The 17547-nt window shown below is 45.5% G+C and carries 13 protein-coding genes; 5 read left to right on the forward strand and 8 right to left on the reverse strand.

The window, feature by feature from the left end; translation table 11 throughout:
- The first annotated feature begins 176 nt into the window (after positions 1-176).
- Positions 177-1340 (forward strand): Na+/H+ antiporter NhaA, encoded by a 1164-nt coding sequence (gene nhaA / locus KI655_RS16720; RefSeq protein WP_285407270.1) that lies wholly within the window; start codon positions 177-179, stop codon positions 1338-1340.
- 264 nt (positions 1341-1604) lie between these two features.
- Here the strand turns inward: nhaA and KI655_RS16725 are convergent, their stop codons facing one another.
- On the reverse strand, positions 1605-2216 hold the full coding sequence (locus KI655_RS16725; RefSeq protein WP_373417307.1) for an OmpA family protein: 612 nt from the start codon (positions 2214-2216) through the stop codon (positions 1605-1607).
- The gene (locus KI655_RS16730) at positions 2213-3520 is read right to left on the reverse strand and encodes a TolC family outer membrane protein (protein WP_285407271.1); all 1308 of its coding nucleotides are present in this window, start codon (positions 3518-3520) and stop codon (positions 2213-2215) included. Before KI655_RS16730 ends, KI655_RS16725 begins: the two co-directional genes overlap by 4 nt.
- A gap of 661 nt (positions 3521-4181) precedes the next feature.
- Here KI655_RS16730 and KI655_RS16735 point away from each other — a divergent pair.
- The 3 genes from KI655_RS16735 to fabV all read left to right on the forward strand — a co-directional run bounded on the left by KI655_RS16735 (position 4182) and on the right by fabV (position 8560).
- Positions 4182-4811: a TetR/AcrR family transcriptional regulator gene (locus tag KI655_RS16735; protein ID WP_285407273.1), complete on the forward strand. Its 630-nt coding sequence runs from the start codon at positions 4182-4184 to the stop codon at positions 4809-4811.
- 54 nt (positions 4812-4865) lie between these two features.
- Positions 4866-7148, forward strand: a complete 2283-nt coding sequence (locus KI655_RS16740; RefSeq protein ID WP_285407275.1) for an acyl-CoA dehydrogenase — start codon at positions 4866-4868, stop codon at positions 7146-7148.
- A gap of 209 nt (positions 7149-7357) precedes the next feature.
- Positions 7358-8560: an enoyl-ACP reductase FabV gene (fabV, locus tag KI655_RS16745; protein ID WP_285407277.1), complete on the forward strand. Its 1203-nt coding sequence runs from the start codon at positions 7358-7360 to the stop codon at positions 8558-8560.
- A gap of 330 nt (positions 8561-8890) precedes the next feature.
- Here the strand turns inward: fabV and KI655_RS16750 are convergent, their stop codons facing one another.
- Both KI655_RS16750 and KI655_RS16755 read right to left on the reverse strand, forming a co-directional pair.
- Positions 8891-10573 carry an aspartate:alanine antiporter gene (locus KI655_RS16750; RefSeq protein ID WP_285407279.1) on the reverse strand — a complete coding sequence of 561 codons (1683 nt, stop codon included), beginning with the start codon at positions 10571-10573 and terminating at the stop codon, positions 8891-8893.
- A 235-nt stretch (positions 10574-10808) separates the two neighbouring features.
- Positions 10809-11072: a GrxA family glutaredoxin gene (locus KI655_RS16755; protein ID WP_004741562.1), complete on the reverse strand. Its 264-nt coding sequence runs from the start codon at positions 11070-11072 to the stop codon at positions 10809-10811.
- Positions 11073-11524: 452 nt separating this feature from the next.
- Between KI655_RS16755 and KI655_RS16760 the strand changes: the two genes are divergently transcribed.
- Positions 11525-12805 carry an iron-containing alcohol dehydrogenase gene (locus KI655_RS16760; RefSeq protein ID WP_285407288.1) on the forward strand — a complete coding sequence of 427 codons (1281 nt, stop codon included), beginning with the start codon at positions 11525-11527 and terminating at the stop codon, positions 12803-12805.
- A gap of 98 nt (positions 12806-12903) precedes the next feature.
- On the opposite strand, the gene KI655_RS16765 is transcribed toward KI655_RS16760, so the two are convergent.
- The 4 genes from KI655_RS16765 to KI655_RS16780 all read right to left on the reverse strand — a co-directional run bounded on the left by KI655_RS16765 (position 12904) and on the right by KI655_RS16780 (position 17546).
- Positions 12904-13758 carry a MurR/RpiR family transcriptional regulator gene (locus KI655_RS16765; protein WP_261902762.1) on the reverse strand — a complete coding sequence of 285 codons (855 nt, stop codon included), beginning with the start codon at positions 13756-13758 and terminating at the stop codon, positions 12904-12906.
- Between the two features lie 371 nt (positions 13759-14129).
- On the reverse strand, positions 14130-15773 hold the full coding sequence (panP, locus tag KI655_RS16770) for a pyridoxal-dependent aspartate 1-decarboxylase PanP (protein ID WP_285407290.1): 1644 nt from the start codon (positions 15771-15773) through the stop codon (positions 14130-14132).
- A gap of 133 nt (positions 15774-15906) precedes the next feature.
- Positions 15907-16434 carry a hypothetical protein gene (locus KI655_RS16775; RefSeq protein ID WP_285407291.1) on the reverse strand — a complete coding sequence of 176 codons (528 nt, stop codon included), beginning with the start codon at positions 16432-16434 and terminating at the stop codon, positions 15907-15909.
- Between the two features lie 206 nt (positions 16435-16640).
- Entirely contained in the window at positions 16641-17546 is a 906-nt protein-coding gene (locus KI655_RS16780) for a lysine exporter LysO family protein (protein ID WP_285407292.1), read from the reverse strand.
- Position 17547 lies beyond the last annotated feature (1 nt).

The raw sequence follows: 17547 nt of genomic DNA on the forward strand, positions 1-17547 counted from the left end.
CTTAATTTAGTGTAACTCACAACATTATGGAATATACGACGTATTGTTTAGTATTTGTAGGAAAAACCGAAGTTAAACATCCAAAGAAGTGATTATGTATCGTCGAAAGTTGGCTATACACTCGTGTCTATTCTTTGTTATTCGTTTATTTAAATAATAAATATAAGGGCGAAATCATGAACGACGTCATCCGTGACTTCTTTAAAATGGAATCTGCTGGCGGCATCATTTTGGTAATTGCAGCGGCAATTGCAATGTTCGTAGCGAACTCACCTCTGAACGAAATGTATCAGGGTATGCTACACACATACGTATTTGGTATGTCCGTTTCTCACTGGATTAATGACGGCCTAATGGCAGTCTTCTTCCTACTTATTGGCCTTGAAGTAAAGCGTGAGCTTTTAGAAGGTGCACTAAAATCTAAAGAGACAGCAATCTTCCCAGCTATCGCTGCGGTAGGTGGTATGTTGGCTCCTGCATTAATTTACGTGCTATTTAACTCAAGTAACCCAGAAGCGCTGCAAGGTTGGGCTATCCCAGCTGCAACAGATATCGCTTTTGCACTTGGTATCATGGCGCTTCTAGGTAACCGTGTACCGGTAAGCTTGAAAGTGTTCCTACTAGCACTAGCAATCATCGATGACCTAGGTGTTGTTGTTATCATTGCACTGTTCTACTCAGGTGATCTATCTACGCTTGCACTTACGGTTGGCTTTATCGCGACTGGTGTGTTGTTTATGCTGAACAATAAGCATGTAACCAAGCTAAGTGTTTACCTCGTTGTTGGTGCAATCCTGTGGTTCGCAGTATTGAAGTCGGGTGTTCACGCAACACTTGCTGGTGTGGTTATCGGTTTTGCGATTCCACTTAAAGGCAACAAAGGTGAGCATTCACCGTTGAAGCACCTAGAGCATGCACTGCACCCGTATGTTGCATTCGCGATTCTACCAATCTTCGCATTTGCAAACGCAGGTATCTCACTAGAAGGCATCTCACTGTCTAACCTGACAAGTATGCTACCGCTTGGTATTGCTTTAGGTCTGTTGGTTGGTAAGCCGCTGGGTATTTTCCTATTCAGCTGGGGTGCTGTGAAAACGGGTGTCGCTAAGCTACCTGAGGGTGTGAACTTTATGAACATCTTCGCGGTATCTGTGCTGTGTGGTATCGGCTTTACGATGTCTATCTTCATCTCTTCACTGGCATTTGGTCCAACGAACGCAGATTTTGATACTCTAGCTCGATTAGGCATCCTAATGGGCTCAACGACAGCAGCTATCTTAGGTTACTTCCTGCTAAGTATTTCTCTACCGAAAACTAAGCACCAAGAAGTAAAACTGTAATCAATACAGATAATGTTTGAGGGTATTGGCTGGTTCAGACAGGAGCCGCTAATACCGATTAAAACATGATGACAAAGAAACGAAAAAGCCGTGATGATTTAACTCATCACGGCTTTATTGTTTAAGCCTTTTACCCAGCCACCTGACGTTGTTTTGGGTTTGTTATCCTAAGCTTTCACGATACTTTATTAGTCCTCAACAGCTCAGTAGCTCTACTAAGCTCAATACTTTTAAACGAGCGCAAAGCTCAATGTTGTCTTGAAGCTACTTTTCAAGGGTGGTGAAAATCGTCCACTCCTCAACAATCTCTTCATTTAAGCCCACAACGGTCGCTGTTACGCGGCGATTGAGAGCATGTGAGGTTGCATCGTCTCCGGCACTTTCTGGTCGTGTATCGCCGTAACCAACGATACGGACACGCTCAGGTTCAACACCGTTTGCAATCAATCTATCTTCAACTGCATGTGCTCGCTCCTTTGAAAGCGCAAGGTTGTGCTCCGCAGAGCCAACTTTACTTGCATAGCCCTGTACTTCGATAGAGGCTGATTCGTATGTCTCTAAGAAGAGAGCCATTTGACGGATCTGATCAGAGAACACAGGATTGATTTCGTAGGAGTCGTTAGCAAAGAGGATTCGCAGTTGTTTCACTTCTTGCTCACGAACTTTTTCACCACAGCCGTCGTTATCGACTAATGCACCTCTTGGTGTAGAAGGGCAGTCGTCACGGGCGTTAATCACGCCATCCAAATCATCGTCCTTTAAATCGGCGATCTGAACAGCCAGGGGTGTCTCGTCATAGGGCTCTTCTTCATAGGCCATCAACGGCTGACAAATGAGACAAGCGGGTAAAATGAGATACATAGATTTCATGTTCAATACTCCATTGCTCTTGTCCATTCTTCAGGAACGTCGACCAACATGGCATCGAGTAGTGTTCCCGTCGCATTCAACACTCGGTACTTAGCGTATTGCTCTGCATAGTGTGCATCTAAGTAGTCTTTACGAGCTTCAAACAGTTCGTTCTCAGTGTTGAGTACATCAAGCAAGGTTCGTTGCCCGATGCGGTACTGCTTTTGGTAAGCGATTACAGTCTCGGCAGCAGAGTCCACATGATCAGATAAGAAGTTCTTTTGCTGAAGGGTTAGGTCCAGTGCGCTCCATGACAAGCGAAGCCCTTCTTCTACTTGTCGATAAGCTCTATCACGAAGATCTTTGGCTTTGTTTAGCTGGTAAGCCGCACTTTCACTCTCTGCAGAATCGCTACCACCGTTATACAGGTTGTAACGCATACGCAGCATGGCGAGTGTCTCGTCACTTGAGCCTTCGTCACCGCCCGCATCATCGCGCCACGTCTGGGAAGCCTCAATTGAGAAAGTAGGGTAGTTAACACCTTTCGATTGCTTATATTGGAAGTGTGCAGCGTCAACATCGGCGCCAGAGATTTGGATCACTGGGTGATGTTCATAAGCAAACACCAAAGCATCGGTCAGTGAAAGAGGGATCTTTGACACATCAGCACGTGGGTATACGAGACCCAACGGCTCTTGGCCGACGATCCTCCTAAACTGAGTGTGGGTATCAATCAGGTTATTCTGCGCCGCCAAAAGGTTACCATGAGCCTTTGCGATACGAGCCTCTACCTGAGAGACATCCGCTGTTGAGCCGATGCCTGATTCAGCGCGGCGTTTGATGTCTTTGTATATCTTCTTGTGAACCGACAGGTTACTTTCAGATAGAGCTAAGACTTCAGTCGCCTTTACCGCATCAAGATAGACTTGCGTTACTTCTAACGCCTTGTCTTCTGCATCAGCAAGCAGTTGTAAACGAACCGACTCGGCTTCAGCCGCAGTTCGATCCATGTTGTAGAGCGTGGCAGAGCCATCCCAAAGTAATTGAGTTAGCGATACAGTCGCCTCTTTACGCGTCAGATCTGTATCAGGGCCATTATTCGGGGCTGGATTGATCCCCTCATACCCGATACCGGCGTCTAGATCGATGCTAGGAAGATAAGCGCCTCCTGCAGCATCGTTTTGACTTCGTACACTCGCAAACTCATTAAAGATGCTTTTCAGCTCTGGATTTGTAGCAAGTGTTATAGCGACTGATTGTTCTAGCGTTTGTGCCCCAATAGGAGTTGCGACAATGAGGCAACTCAACAAAGATAATTTGAACAATTTCAAAGTAGTTCTCCTTCTACTTTTGACTGTCTCTTTATGATGACAAGTTCAGGTGGTTGGAAAAAACTGACCTTGTATTCGAAGCTTAGGACATTTGCTTGGAAAATGAGAAGTTTAGATAAAAAAATTAACGTTAATGCGGATACTGTACAGCGATCTGAGTGATAACGATCGAGAAGGTGCACTGCACGTTGTTGACGGACACAAATTTCGGACTTCTTATTGTTAATTATCTCAATAGCTTGCTCGGTCGATTTATGGAGGATTTCTAAAAGGAGTGATCAAAGGTGAGGAATGGGTTCAAACAGTCAAAAGTTACTAACTACAGATAAAAAAAAGCCCAAACCAACACGGTTTGGGCGGATACAAGTATAGGAGTTAATAAGGAAATTGCAGTAAGTAACAAGAGAGTGGGACAAGTCTGACGGCCAGAAAGACTTCAAAATACGCTACTTGTTACCCTTTTTATGACCCGCCAACTTTCATTCAGTTCCGACAAAATTTGTTCTTTTTTTCTTAATTTTTAAAACGCCGATAATTCAGCGTGTTATCACACGATTTTATCCACTGGTACGACCAATGGGTGAAAATGTGATGTTGCTTACTTGTTAAATAAATGTTCTATGGGTATATTTCAAACAGTTGTTTAATACGAGTGATTGAAATGGCACCAAGAAGTTCGACCAAAGAAAAGATACTGGATGTAGCAGAAGGATTGTTTGCAGAGCACGGCTTTAACGACACCTCGTTGCGCACGATTACGAGTAAAGCCAATGTGAATCTTGCATCGGTAAATTATCACTTCGGCGATAAAAAGACCTTGGTTCGAGCGGTGATCAATCGCTACTTGGAAGCGTTCATGCCAGCACTTCACGACGCGTTAGTGAACCTCAATCTGAACGAAACGTACACTATGAGTGACGTATTCGAATCACTGAGATCACCACTGCGCTCCCTGAACGATGTGAGACCAGACGGCACCAGTCGATTTATGTTGCTGATTGGACGTGGCTATACCGATGTTCAAGGTCACCTACGTTGGTTTATCACCACTCGTTACAGTGAAGTATTAGGGCTGTTTACGGCATCAGTAATGAAAGCGAATCCGAGCCTAACGCAAGAACAGTTATTTTGGCGATTGCACTTCACCCTAGGGACTTGTGTTTTCACCATGGCTTCAAGCCAAGCTCTGATGGAAATATCAGAAAATGATTACGGAAGAGAGGTCGATGCAAAAGCGGTTGTCGATATCTTGATTCCTTATTTGGCGGCAGGAATGTCGGCGAACGAATAGAACAATAAGAAGCAAAATTTCACACCAAAAATAGTGAACAAAAGGATCTGAACTATGAGCTCTCTAAGACAAAAATGGGTAAGTGACCCAGCTTTTAAACTCTTCAAAAAAGTACTGCCGCCACTTTCTAGCACTGAGAAAGAAGCGATGGAAGCCGGTAGTGTTTGGTGGGATGGAGAGCTGTTTTCTGGTAAACCAGATTTCCAAAAGCTGCATCAATACCCTAAGCCACAATTGACGGCTGAAGAGCAATCGTTCATGGATAATGAGCTAGAAGCTCTGCTTGAAATGCTTGACGACCACAAAATTGTGAAAGAAGACCGTGACCTTCCAAAGGAAGTGTGGGACTTCTTAAGAAAAGAACGATTCTTCTCGCTGATTATCTCGAAAGAGTACGGTGGTCGAAATTTCTCTTCTCTTGCTAACTCGACAATCGTAACCAAGATTGCGACGCGCAGTATCAGTGCCGCAGTATCAGTAATGGTTCCGAACTCGCTTGGTCCTGGTGAGCTGCTTTCTCACTATGGTACTCAAGAGCAAAAAGATTACTGGCTACCGCGCTTAGCTGACGGTACTGACATTCCATGTTTCGCTCTAACCGGCCCTGAAGCGGGTTCTGATGCGGGTGGTATCCCAGATGTGGGTACTGTGTGTATGGGCATGCACGAAGGCAAAGAGACATTGGGTATCCGCCTTAACTGGAATAAGCGTTACATCACGCTGGCGCCAGTTGCTACGGTACTTGGTCTTGCGTTTAAACTGCACGATCCAGAAAAACTATTGGGCGATAAAGAAGATATCGGCATTACCTGTGCGTTGATTCCTGCTGATCATGAAGGCGTCGTGATTGGTGAGCGTCATGACCCACTCGGTCTTGCATTCATGAACGGTCCAACCCGTGGTCATGATGTGTTTATCCCGATGGAGTGGCTAATCGGCGGTGCAGATTACGCAGGTAAAGGCTGGCGTATGTTGGTTGAGTGTCTGTCTGCCGGTCGTGGTATCTCACTACCAGCACTGGGTACAGCAATGGGTCACCTGACTGCACGTACTACAGGCGCATACGCATACGTTCGTAAGCAATTTGGTATGTCGATTGGTAAGTTTGAAGGTGTCGCAGAGAGCCTAGGTCGTATCGGTGGTCTAACCTACTTGCTTGAAGCAACACGTACGCTGACCACGACTTCTCTAGACCTAAAAGAGAAACCGGGCATCGTAACGGCTATCGCGAAATACCACATGACAGAGATGGCGCGTACTATTTTGAACGATTCAATGGATATTCACTCAGGTCGTGCTATTCAAGATGGTCCAATGAACTACTTGGCTGCACCTTACCTAGGTATTCCAGTTGCAATCACAGTAGAAGGTGCAAACATCCTGACACGTAACCTGATGATCTTTGGTCAAGGTGCAACACGTTGTCACCCATACGTACTGAGCGAGATGGAAGCGGCGGCAAATCCAGATGAGAAGCAAGGTGCGAAAGACTTTGATGACTTGTTGTTCAAGCACATCTCCCACGCAACTAAGAACACGTTTGGCGCATTTGGCGCTGCACTAACAGGCTCTAAGTTCATTAAAGCCGATATGAGCGGTCCAACAAAACCATACTACCAAGACCTGACTCGTTTGAGTCGCGCGCTAGCAGTAAGTGCAGACTTTGCGATGCTAACGCTAGGTGGTGAGCTGAAACGTAAAGAGCTAATCTCTGCACGTCTAGGTGATGGTCTAAGCTACCTATACATGGCATCTGCTGCGCTTAAGAAGTATGAAGATGAAGGTCGTCAACAAGCTGACCTAGATTACTTGCACTACGCAGTACAGCACTGTTTCCATCACGCGGCTAAGTCGCTACAGGAAGCTTACCGTAACTTCCCTAACAAGGTAGTGGGTAAGGTTCTGAAAGGGCTAATCTTCCCAGTGGGCAACCACTTCGAGAAGCCTAGCGATACGCTAACAGTGAAACTTGCAGAAAGTCTAATGACTCCGGGAGCGCACCGTGAGCGCCTAACGCACCTTTGCTACATTGGCCAAGACGAAGATGACAGCGTTGGTCTAATGGAAAATGCGTTTGTGGCAATGTATGACATCAAACCACTAGAGCGTAAGATTTTCAAAGCAGTGAAAGCAGGTAAAGTTGACCGTAAAGGTCTTTTGGCTGACCGTCTAGCGCAAGCACTGGCAGCAGACGTACTGACACAAGCTGAAGTTGACCAAATCTTGGCAGCAGACAAACTGCGCTACGCTGCCATTCAAGTTGACCACTTTAGCCACGACTATAGTGAAACTTTGACGCGAAAAGAGCTGAAACCTAAGCTAAATAGCGTTGCTTGATAGAAATATCATCAAAAGGCACCTTTCGAGGTGCCTTTTTTGTATTTGTACATCACTAAACCAGAACTTTGCTAGAATTTTGAACAAATGTCTGCAAATACAACCCGAGTGCTCCAACCACTTGCATTTTAGCCACATTTTTGAAGAAATTAGATGCCATTTGTAGACGAAACTTTTATCCTAACAGGGATTTTTTAAGGAAGTTGAATATGATCATCAAACCTCGAATTCGCGGATTCATCTGTACTACAACACACCCAGTTGGTTGTGAAGCTAACGTAAAAGAACAAATCGCTTACACCAAAGCTCAAGGCCCAATTGCAAATGCACCAAAACGTGTACTTGTTGTGGGTTCTTCAAGTGGCTATGGCTTGTCTTCTCGTATCGCAGCTGCATTTGGTGGCGGCGCTTCAACTATCGGTGTTTTCTTCGAAAAAGCTGGTACTGAGAAAAAGCCGGGCACAGCTGGCTACTACAACTCAGCAGCATTCGACAAGCTAGCAAAAGAAGAAGGCCTGTATTCAAAGAGCCTAAATGGCGACGCTTTCTCTAACGAAGCTAAGCAAAAGACAATTGACCTAATCAAAGAAGACCTTGGTCAAGTTGACATGGTGGTTTACTCTCTGGCTTCTCCAGTACGTAAAATGCCTGAGACTGGCGAAGTTGTTCGTTCTTCTCTTAAGCCTATCGGTGAGACTTACACTTCAACAGCAGTTGATACAAACAAAGACACGATCATTGAAGCAAGCGTTGAGCCTGCAACAGAAGAAGAGATCAAAGATACAGTAACCGTAATGGGCGGTGAAGACTGGGAACTTTGGATCAACGCGCTTTCTGAAGCTGGTGTTCTTGCTGATGGCTGTAAAACAGTTGCATACAGCTACATTGGTACTGAGCTAACTTGGCCAATCTACTGGGATGGCGCGCTAGGTAAAGCTAAGATGGACCTAGACCGCGCTGCAGCGGCTCTTAACGAGAAACTAGGTCAAACTGGCGGCACTGCGAACGTTGCTGTTCTTAAGTCTGTTGTGACTCAAGCAAGTTCAGCAATTCCAGTAATGCCACTGTACATCGCAATGGTATTCAAGAAGATGCGTGAAGAAGGCGTACACGAAGGTTGTATGGAACAGATCTTCCGCATGTTCAGCCAACGTCTATACAAAGAAGACGGCAGCGCAGCAGAAGTGGATGACAAGAACCGTCTACGTCTAGATGACTGGGAACTTCGTGAAGATATCCAAGAACACTGCCGTAACCTATGGCCACAAATCACGACTGAAAACCTAAAAGAACTGACTGACTACGTAGAGTACAAAGAAGAGTTCTTGAAGCTGTTTGGTTTCGGCGTTGAAGGCGTAGACTACGATGCAGACGTTAACCCAGCTGTTGAGTTTGATGTAGTAGACATCTAATTCTAATTGCTTGGTTTAAATACGAAAGAGGTGCTCATTGAGTGCCTCTTTTTTATTGGGGCAGATTAAAGAGCAGATGAGGGATGCGAGTGCCGAGATACGAAGAGATTAAGAGCGGACACGGGATTCGAGTAGCGAGATACGAAGGGAGTTGAGAGCAGATACGAGTGACGAGATTCGAGATACGAAGGGAATTAAGGGCGGATACGAGATACGAGTTTCGAGATGAGAAAAGATAGAAGAGCGGGTACGACAAGATTTGGAGCAATAAAAAATGCACTAACCCAAAGCTGAATTAGTGCATTAGAAAAATCTGAACCAATCTAGTCGTTAGCTGATAATGATGATGAAAGTACCGGCTAGGGTCATCAATATGTTGGCTATCGCGTATGTACCTGCGTAACCCAGTGCAGGAATCGTAGAACGTGCGTGGTCGTTTACTATGTCCATTGCAGGTGCGCAGGTTCTTGCGCCGATGATGGCTCCAAACAGCAGTGCACGGTTCATCTTGAGGATATAAGCGCCCACAAGATAAGCGAAGATAACAGGCAGCACACTGACTATGAGAGCGATGCCTATGACTTGCGGACCTACCTGAGTTAAGTGCTCAAATATCTTGCCACCGGCACTCAAGCCGATGCCGACCATGAAGAACATCAAACCAAGGTCTTTGACCATGTTCAGAGCCCCTTGAGGCACGTAGCCAAAGGTTGGGTGGTTTGCTCGCAAGAAGCCGAGCATGATGCCCGAAAGCAGTAGGCCAACCGCATTACCAAGACCAAACGACACTTGGCCGAAAGTCATGGTGATCAAACCAAACAGAATGCCCAGAATGAAGAAGCTGCAGAATGCCATTAGGTCAGCCATTTGGCTGTGAATCGAGATGAAACCGATTTTCTCAGCTAGGCCATGAACACGGCTCTTCTCACCACTCACTTGAAGCACATCACCTTTCGCCAAGACGATGTTCAAATCCATCGGCATTTCAATCTGTGCACGTACTACACGGTTCAAGAAACAGCCATACTCAGAGAGATTAAGGTCTGAAAGACGCTTACCTGCAATACTGTCGCTTTTTACGACGATCTCTTCTTCTACGATACGCAAGTCGAGAAGGTTACGGTCGAATACCTCTTTACCGTTTCTAAAGCTTGGATCAAGACGCGCGTGACTGTCTGGGAAGCCAACTAGCGCGATCTCATCGCCTTCTTGCAGAATCGCGTCACCATCCGGGTGGGCAAGAATGCCATTACGACGAATACGTTCAATATAACAACCTGTTTGGCGGTAGATACCCAGCTCACGTAGGTTCTTACCATCTGTCCAGTCGATCAGCTCTTGTCCAACGCGGTAAGCACGGATAATAGGCAGATACACCTTACGCTGCCCCGATGCACCCAAGCCACGCTCTTGCGCGATTTGCTCAGCAGAGTCATGAAGGTTTACCTTTTGCAGCTTAGGAATCAGTCGAGCAAACATAATCATACTAATAAGGCCGACTAAGTAAGCCATCGCGTAGCCGACAGACAAGTTTTCGATGACCAGACCGATATCCATGTTACGTGGTACTTCTGCAAGCCCTGAGTTGAGGGCATCTTGCGCACCTACCAGAATCGGTGTTGCTGTTAACGCTCCCGCCATCATGCCGGCTGATAGACCAAAGCCTAAACCTAGGTACTCGCTACTGAAGTAGGTGAGGGCGAGCGCCGTTGAGAGCACCACTAAACTCAAGATAAGGTAATGCTTACCGTCTCTAAAGAAGATACCAAAGAAGTTTGGTCCTGCCTCAATACCCACACAGTAGATGAACAGCATGAAACCGATAGTGAGTGCTTCTGCGTTGAATGAGAAGCCAAGGTGACCCATTACGAGTGAGGTGATTAAGACACCAATAGAGTTACCTAGTTGAAGATTTCCAAAGCGGATTTTACCAATGGCAAGGCCAATCGCTAATACGACAAAAATGAGAAGAATAGGGTTTTGCTCAAGCAAAAGTACAACGTCGATATTCACAGCAGCAGCTCAATATAAGGCGTGAAACATAAGGTAGTGTAGAGATGTGAATTGTATCTAATTATAAATAAATTATAAGCGCTAATTTACTATTTTACTTGAAATTCACGTGATTCATTTTTGTTCTATCCATTAAAAAAGCTCACGCGAGTGGCGTGAGCTTTTAAATCGAGATTTGTCTCTGATTTTACAGGCGTTTGCTATTGGCTATCGCTCTGTTTATATCGGTTTTCGATTAATCGAAAAGACCTAGGTTCTCTTTTGCGTATGCTTCAAACTCTGTGCAACCGCCGATGTGATCTTGGTCGATGAAGATTTGTGGCACAGTTTCAACTGGCTTACCTACTGTTTTCTCTAGGTCAGCTTTGCTGATGCCTTCAGCGTGAATGTCAACATAACGGTAGTTGAAATCATCGCGCTTAGCTTTAAGAGTCTCAGCGTGCTCTTTAGCACGAACACAGAATGGACAAGCAGGGCGACCAAAGATTACTACAAACATTTCATTTCTCCTAAATACGGGATGAGGCTCGTTAACCTATTATTGTTAACTATTCTTAAACGAATACGACTCAAAATTCTTAAGACCAACTATGCCTTAATGACATAGGGAAATAAAGATGGAATTGCCTGTTAATGCAATAGGTTTTGCCTATCAGCTTAAATAGTATTCATTCACCTGTTGGCTTTCATAAAATGCCCTCGCGCACAGCAAGGAGATAGGGCACAGAATGTGAATTAGCGCTAAGAATCTGACTTTGAGCTTCTTTTAATGCGACAAGTTGCACCGAGTCAAAAAAATTCGATTCAGTTACAGGCATCTTGTAGTTAGATGAGTCAGGCAGTTAGGTGATTCAGACCGCATTTGAATTTATCCACTGATTTATATCGTTTTAGCAAACCACAGCAACCAAGAGTTCGTAGTATTGTTTGGTCATAGGCGCAGGAGGCACCATGTTTCAATTTATGACATCTACAAAGATCATCTTTGGTGAAGGAGCATTACAGTCTTCACTGTCTCAGTTTAACCAGTATGGCTACAGTGTCTTACTGGTGACGGGGAGTAATTTAGACAGAACCACGATCGTGACCGAATATCTCGATTCGCAAAGTATGCGTTATCAACACATCGCTGTATCCGGTGAGCCCAATATTAAGATGGTTGAAGAGGCTGCGACTTCGGCCCGACGTTTTAAACCCGATATGGTGATAGCGATGGGTGGCGGCAGTGCCATTGATATGGGGAAAGCGTTGGCTGCGATTTTACCCAACCAAGGTAATGTCTATGACTATGTAGAAGTCGTAGGGCGTAACGTGCCACTCAAGGCCAAACCACTGCCTTTCATTGCCATTCCGACCACAGCCAGTACAGGCGCTGAGGTCACTAAAAATGCGGTGCTCAAATCGGGACAAGATCAGGTCAAAATCAGCCTGCGCAGTCCAGACATGCTGGCCGATGTTGCCATTGTCGACCCAACGCTGACCTATGGCACTAATCTTTACCTCTCGGGTCGTGGCGCGATGGATGCGTTTACCCATTTGATGGAAGCCTACGTTTGTGGTGACCCAAACCCATTAACCGATATGATCTGTGAAGAGGGTTTACGAAAGCTGAGTGCTTCGGTGGTGAAGGCGTGTGTGGAAGATCAACCAGAGGCCCGTTCTGATTTGGCTTTTGCTTCCATGCTAGGTGGTATGGCGATTACAAATGCCAAGCTTGGCGCTGCGCATGGTTTAGCGTCTGCACTTGGCGGGAAAATCCATGCCCCGCACAGTATTATTACCGCGCGTTTAGCCCCGCTAGTAATGTTAGAGAACATTGAGGTGGCAAGAGAGCAAGGCAGGGAAGATATCTTAACTCGCTATCAGCGTATCGCAGCGATAGTCACAGGGGATAATAACGCGATTGAGGAGCAGTCGGTCTCTTGGTTGTCTGAATTGTTAGAGACACTTGAAATACCGAGCCTGTTGCATTTCGGCGTGTGTAAAACCCCATTTGCTGATGTCGCAGAGGATGCGATGAAGTCAGTTGCAATTAAAGGCAACCCGCTACCGCTCAATAAAGCGCGCTTGGTCCATATCTTGGAAAAAGTGTGCCGTGATTGCAGTTGCGATCCGGTTCAGCATCAGCATAAAACGCATAGTGAAGGGGCTAAGGAATCAAGCTTTACCATTATTAACTCATACGCCTCAGAAAACAGTGTTGTTGAGAAGGGCAATAGCTGGACGATCTAAGCTTCAATCAGAGGCGTTAAGGATGAGCCATCACTTGGAAAAAGCACAAAACAAAAATGGAGCCAATTGGCTCCATTTTTTAATGATTATGTACAGCATTAGAACTGAGAGTATTTCTCGTAGCGAGAATCACGCAGTGACTCTTTGACACGCTTTAAGTTCTCGCGGAAACCTGTGCCACGGCGCAGTGTGAAGCCCGTTGCCAGTACATCGATGACAGTCATCTGTACTACGCGGCTTGCCATTGGCATGTAAACGTCAGTGTCTTCAGGCACATCCAGTGAAATCGACAGTGAGCTTGCCTTGTCCAGTGGAGAGTCCTTCGCGGTGATAGCGATAACCGTTGCACCGTTTTCACGCGCTAAGTTCGCGATTTCGACTTGGCTCTTAGTACGGCCAGTGTGTGAAATCAGAACGATAACATCGTTGTCACTACAGTTAATGCAGCTCATTCGTTGCATCACAATGTCTTCAAAACATGTGATTGGAATGTTGAAACGGATGAACTTGTTTTGAGCATCTTTCGCCACAGACGAAGAAGCACCCAAACCGAAGAATGAGATGCGCTTAGCTTGTGTTAGCAGGTCAACCGCACGGTTCACTTGCATCGAATCAAGGCTGTTTTTAGCCACATCCAGACACGCCATTGTCGATTCAAAGATCTTATGCGTGTAGGCATCTGGGCCATCATCTTCTTCAACGTTGCGGTTCACATAAGGTGTCCCGTTTGCCAAGCTTTGAGCTAGGTGCAATTTGAAGTCAGGGAAGCCTTTCGTATCTAAACGACGGCAGAAGCGATTAACAGTGGGCTCACTTACATCGGCCATTTTCGCCAACGTAGCAATACTAGAATGAATAGCAGTTTGAGGTGAAGCCATAATGACTTCGGCGACTTTACGCTCAGACTTGCTGAAATTTTCCAGGTTTTTTTGTATTTTTTCTAATGTATTCATAGTGTTCACGAGGGTATAGAGAACAACTTGCTAATTAATATCTTCGAACCAGGGGAGTGGCTGAAACAAAGAGCAGCAAAGAGTTATCAAGCAAATAAATAGCTAATGCGATATTGCTCTTTAGCATTGCCGTTTCAAATAGATATATTTTTAACTAGCACCATAGGATAAGTATAAACCCAACACACTATTTACTAATACAAAAACACGGGATGAATGCTTAAGAATATGACAAACCTCAACAAAATTTTAGAAAACTACAAAACTGGAAGAGGGTTTGAGTAAAAAAAGCGCAAATAGGTGTGGAATTGACGGGTTAGTTACACCAAAAAGAAAGAAATTTTCAATCTGGTGCAACTAAATTTGAATTCTTAAGAATGAATCTTACTAACCAGAGCGGTGATCTTGCCCATTAAGTTCGGAGCAAGTTTTGCGATTTCACGCTGCTCTTCTAACACTGAGGTTAGGATATCGTTACCAGTGAGCGGGTTAGCCAGTACCACACGGAACACAATGATGTGTTGGTGCGACCAAGCCTCTGGGTTAAGGCGCGTACGAGATACAAACGATTTGCCGGTTTCACGTTGCTTCTTCTGAATAAACTTCGTTAGTTCATTTAAAAGTTCATTAAGCTCGGTGCGGTCAGCGTCGTTTGCTTTTTCAAGCGCTAGTTTAACGCTTTCAGGCACATAACGGTAAGTCAGAAGGCACAATTCAGGTTCAGAAACGAGCTCAAAGTCACTTTGTTGCTTGATAAGGTCGGCGAAATAGCGCGCTTTGTTGATGCTCTGATCGATAAGCAGCTCATAACCCGGACGACTGATGATGTGCATTGCTGCGTAAACCAACATCGCCATGCCTGAGCGAGAGCCCTCTAGCGTGTGACTACCTAGATCTTTTGACCCTTTACGAAGGATATACTGTGCGTGATGCTCAATAGCCGTCATCGCGTCAGGCTTTTTGAACAACACCATACCCGCACCCATAGGGATGTAGAGCTGTTTGTGGGCATCAATCGTCACTGAGTCTGCTAACTCAATACCATCAAGCAGGTGACGGTGATTGTTCGACATTAGCGTTGCACCACCCCAAGCTGCATCCACATGGAAGTGACAATCTTCTTCAGCACAGATCTCGGCCACCGCTTTAAGCGGGTCAATATTACCTGTCTCAGTGGTACCAGCCACACCAATGACCGCAAATGGCTTGATGTTTTTGCTCTTTAGCTCGGTAATGGTGCGCTGCAGGTCTTCAGTACAGATTCGGTTGTCGTTATCAGTTTTTACTGATACTAAACCTTCTTGGCCGATACCTAGTACGTCAGCGGCTTTTTTAAGTGAGTAGTGACCACGTTCAGAAACCAGAATCGCTAGGCCTTCATAGCCGTAATGCTTCATCGCCTTAAACAGGCCTTCTTTCTCCACACCCTTGAACTCGCCTTGAGCTTTCAGCGCATTGTTACGCGCAACCCAAAGAGCAGTAATGTTGGCAATGGTGCCACCAGAGCAGAACGCACCAAGAGAGTGGTTGGCGCTGTGCATCCAGCGTGAGTAGAACTCATCGTTGTCTTGATAGATCAAACGGTGCAGCATACCCAACACTTGACGTTCAAGCGGCGTAAACGCTTTCGATGTCTCAATCTTCACAAGGTTTTGGTTAAGCGCAATCATGATCTTTGACAGCGGCATCAAGAAGTACGGCAGAGCCGACGTCATGTGACCAATAAAGCTTGGAGACGAGGTGTGAACTGAGTGAGAAACCAGTGAATCGAGTAGATGCTCGGTATGTTCAGAAACAAACTCCGGTTGCTCAGGGATTTGAGCATTGGAAAAGTCCTTCTCAATCTCACGCAGTGGCTTCTCTTCCGCCACGATGTGCTCTCGTAAGAATTGATTCAGGTTTTGTGAAAGTTTGTCTTCGATTTGTGTCAGCGTTGAATCTGGGCCTTCTGGTACCGTAAAGATACGAAGCAGGCTATCAAAGCTCACATCTGCTGTTTTTTGTTCCGTAACCATAGCAAGCGAGTTATTTTTCTAATATTGACGCGAGCGGGACAATCTAAACGAAAACGGGAACAAAGTCCCGTCTTAATTATGAAATCCCACTTCCCATAAACGTTACTTTTATTTAAAAGTAGCGAATATGTCGCTATTTACACTGAGTGCTTTCAACTTTAGCGATAGATTGGTTGTAGCGCTGAAGGGCTGTATCAATCTGTTTAGGATGGCTTAGAAGCTCCGCGAACGCAGAACGTAGCTCATAGTTTTGAGCGTGAGGTTTAGACTGGCGATCGTCGAATGTTGTCTTAGCAATCTTACCCAGCTCGTCATCACGCTGTGACAACTCTTTGATGTCATGTTGCTCTAGCTTCAACCAACCTTCGATAGACTGTTCAGTCGCTACTTTGCTTGAGTCGTTCACTAGGTAATAACGAACAGCAGCACGGTTGAGTTCAAAGTGGTGCTTACGGCCTTCAAGGAACCACTGGCTCACTTCTTCAAGCTCTGGGTATTGTTCTGAGGTTAGGTCAGCAAGATCGGCATACCAATTCAGAGACGCATCGATATACGCATCGTATTTTTCAGCAAGACATTGTTGATTTCCAGTTAAGCTCTCTGCTGCAAAAGAGAAGGTAGAAGTTGATGCTAGCAGTAGTGCGACACAAAGGCGTTTCATAGCGGTTCCTTTTTGGGTTTATTCTTTTTAGAACTGTTTTTATTTAGGACTACGTTTTCACAGATTACCGTGGTTGGTATTTGTTGAGCAACGACACTTAGTGCCTTTTTATTTCGGTAACTGTTTCAGTATCTTGGGTAATTTCGGTATTTCCAGTAAAGAGACACGAACGCATTCTAATAGAATTCATCTGCCATTCCTGCGATCTAGTTAGCAAGAGATACAAAGAATAGCATCAATACTGGTACCAGTAGGCTCAAAATGAAGCCACTGACAATCGCAATCGGCACACAGCGAACGCCACCTGTGGTCTGAATAACGGGCAGAGTGAAGTCCATCGCGGTGGCACCAGCATAGCCAATCGAGGTACATGGGTAGCTGCGAATCAGCATTGGAATCACGACTAGAGCTACCAGTTCACGCAGCAGTTCTAACATGAAGGAAGCGCCACCATAAACAGGTCCAAACGCATCGCCCATTAAGATGCCCGCCAGAGAGTACCACCCAAAGCCCGAAGACATCGCTAGTGCACGGAAAAGAGGAATATCCAATAGGTACGCAGCAATCACGCCACCGAGCATAGAGGTCACAATGATGGTCGCTGCGATCACCATACCGTGCTTGTTAAGCAGGATCTGACGCAGTGTGAGTCCGCTATTACGCAGTTGAATACCGATGAAGAAGAGGAGAGCGAATAAAATCCATTCGCTTGCAGTATCGACCCAGCCCAAACCAATTGGGAGTAATAGACCCGCAATAAGGCCAGACCCGACGACTAGAATGAGTTTTGCCGACTCTAGAGCCATTGATGAAAGCGGCAGTTTCTTTTGGCTGCTGTCGGTTTGTAGCGGCAGGGCTTTATCAATGAGCGGCAGTGCCAATAAATTACAGGCACTCAGGCAGACGAAGAAGGTTGCTGTGTAGAGCAAAATCGTCTGTAAATTGCTACCAAGGTTATCGAGCGCGGCGAGGCTCAATCCCATCAATCCTAAGATGACGTATATCAGATAAGAAGTGGCACGATTGATCATCTCTAGTGCCTTTTCACTAGAAATAGAAAATAGGTACCCCACCACAAGCGGGGCAAAAATGAAGATCATCCCTGTAAACATG

This window comes from Vibrio sp. D404a, from assembly GCF_030248535.1.
Lineage (GTDB): Bacteria > Pseudomonadota > Gammaproteobacteria > Enterobacterales > Vibrionaceae > Vibrio.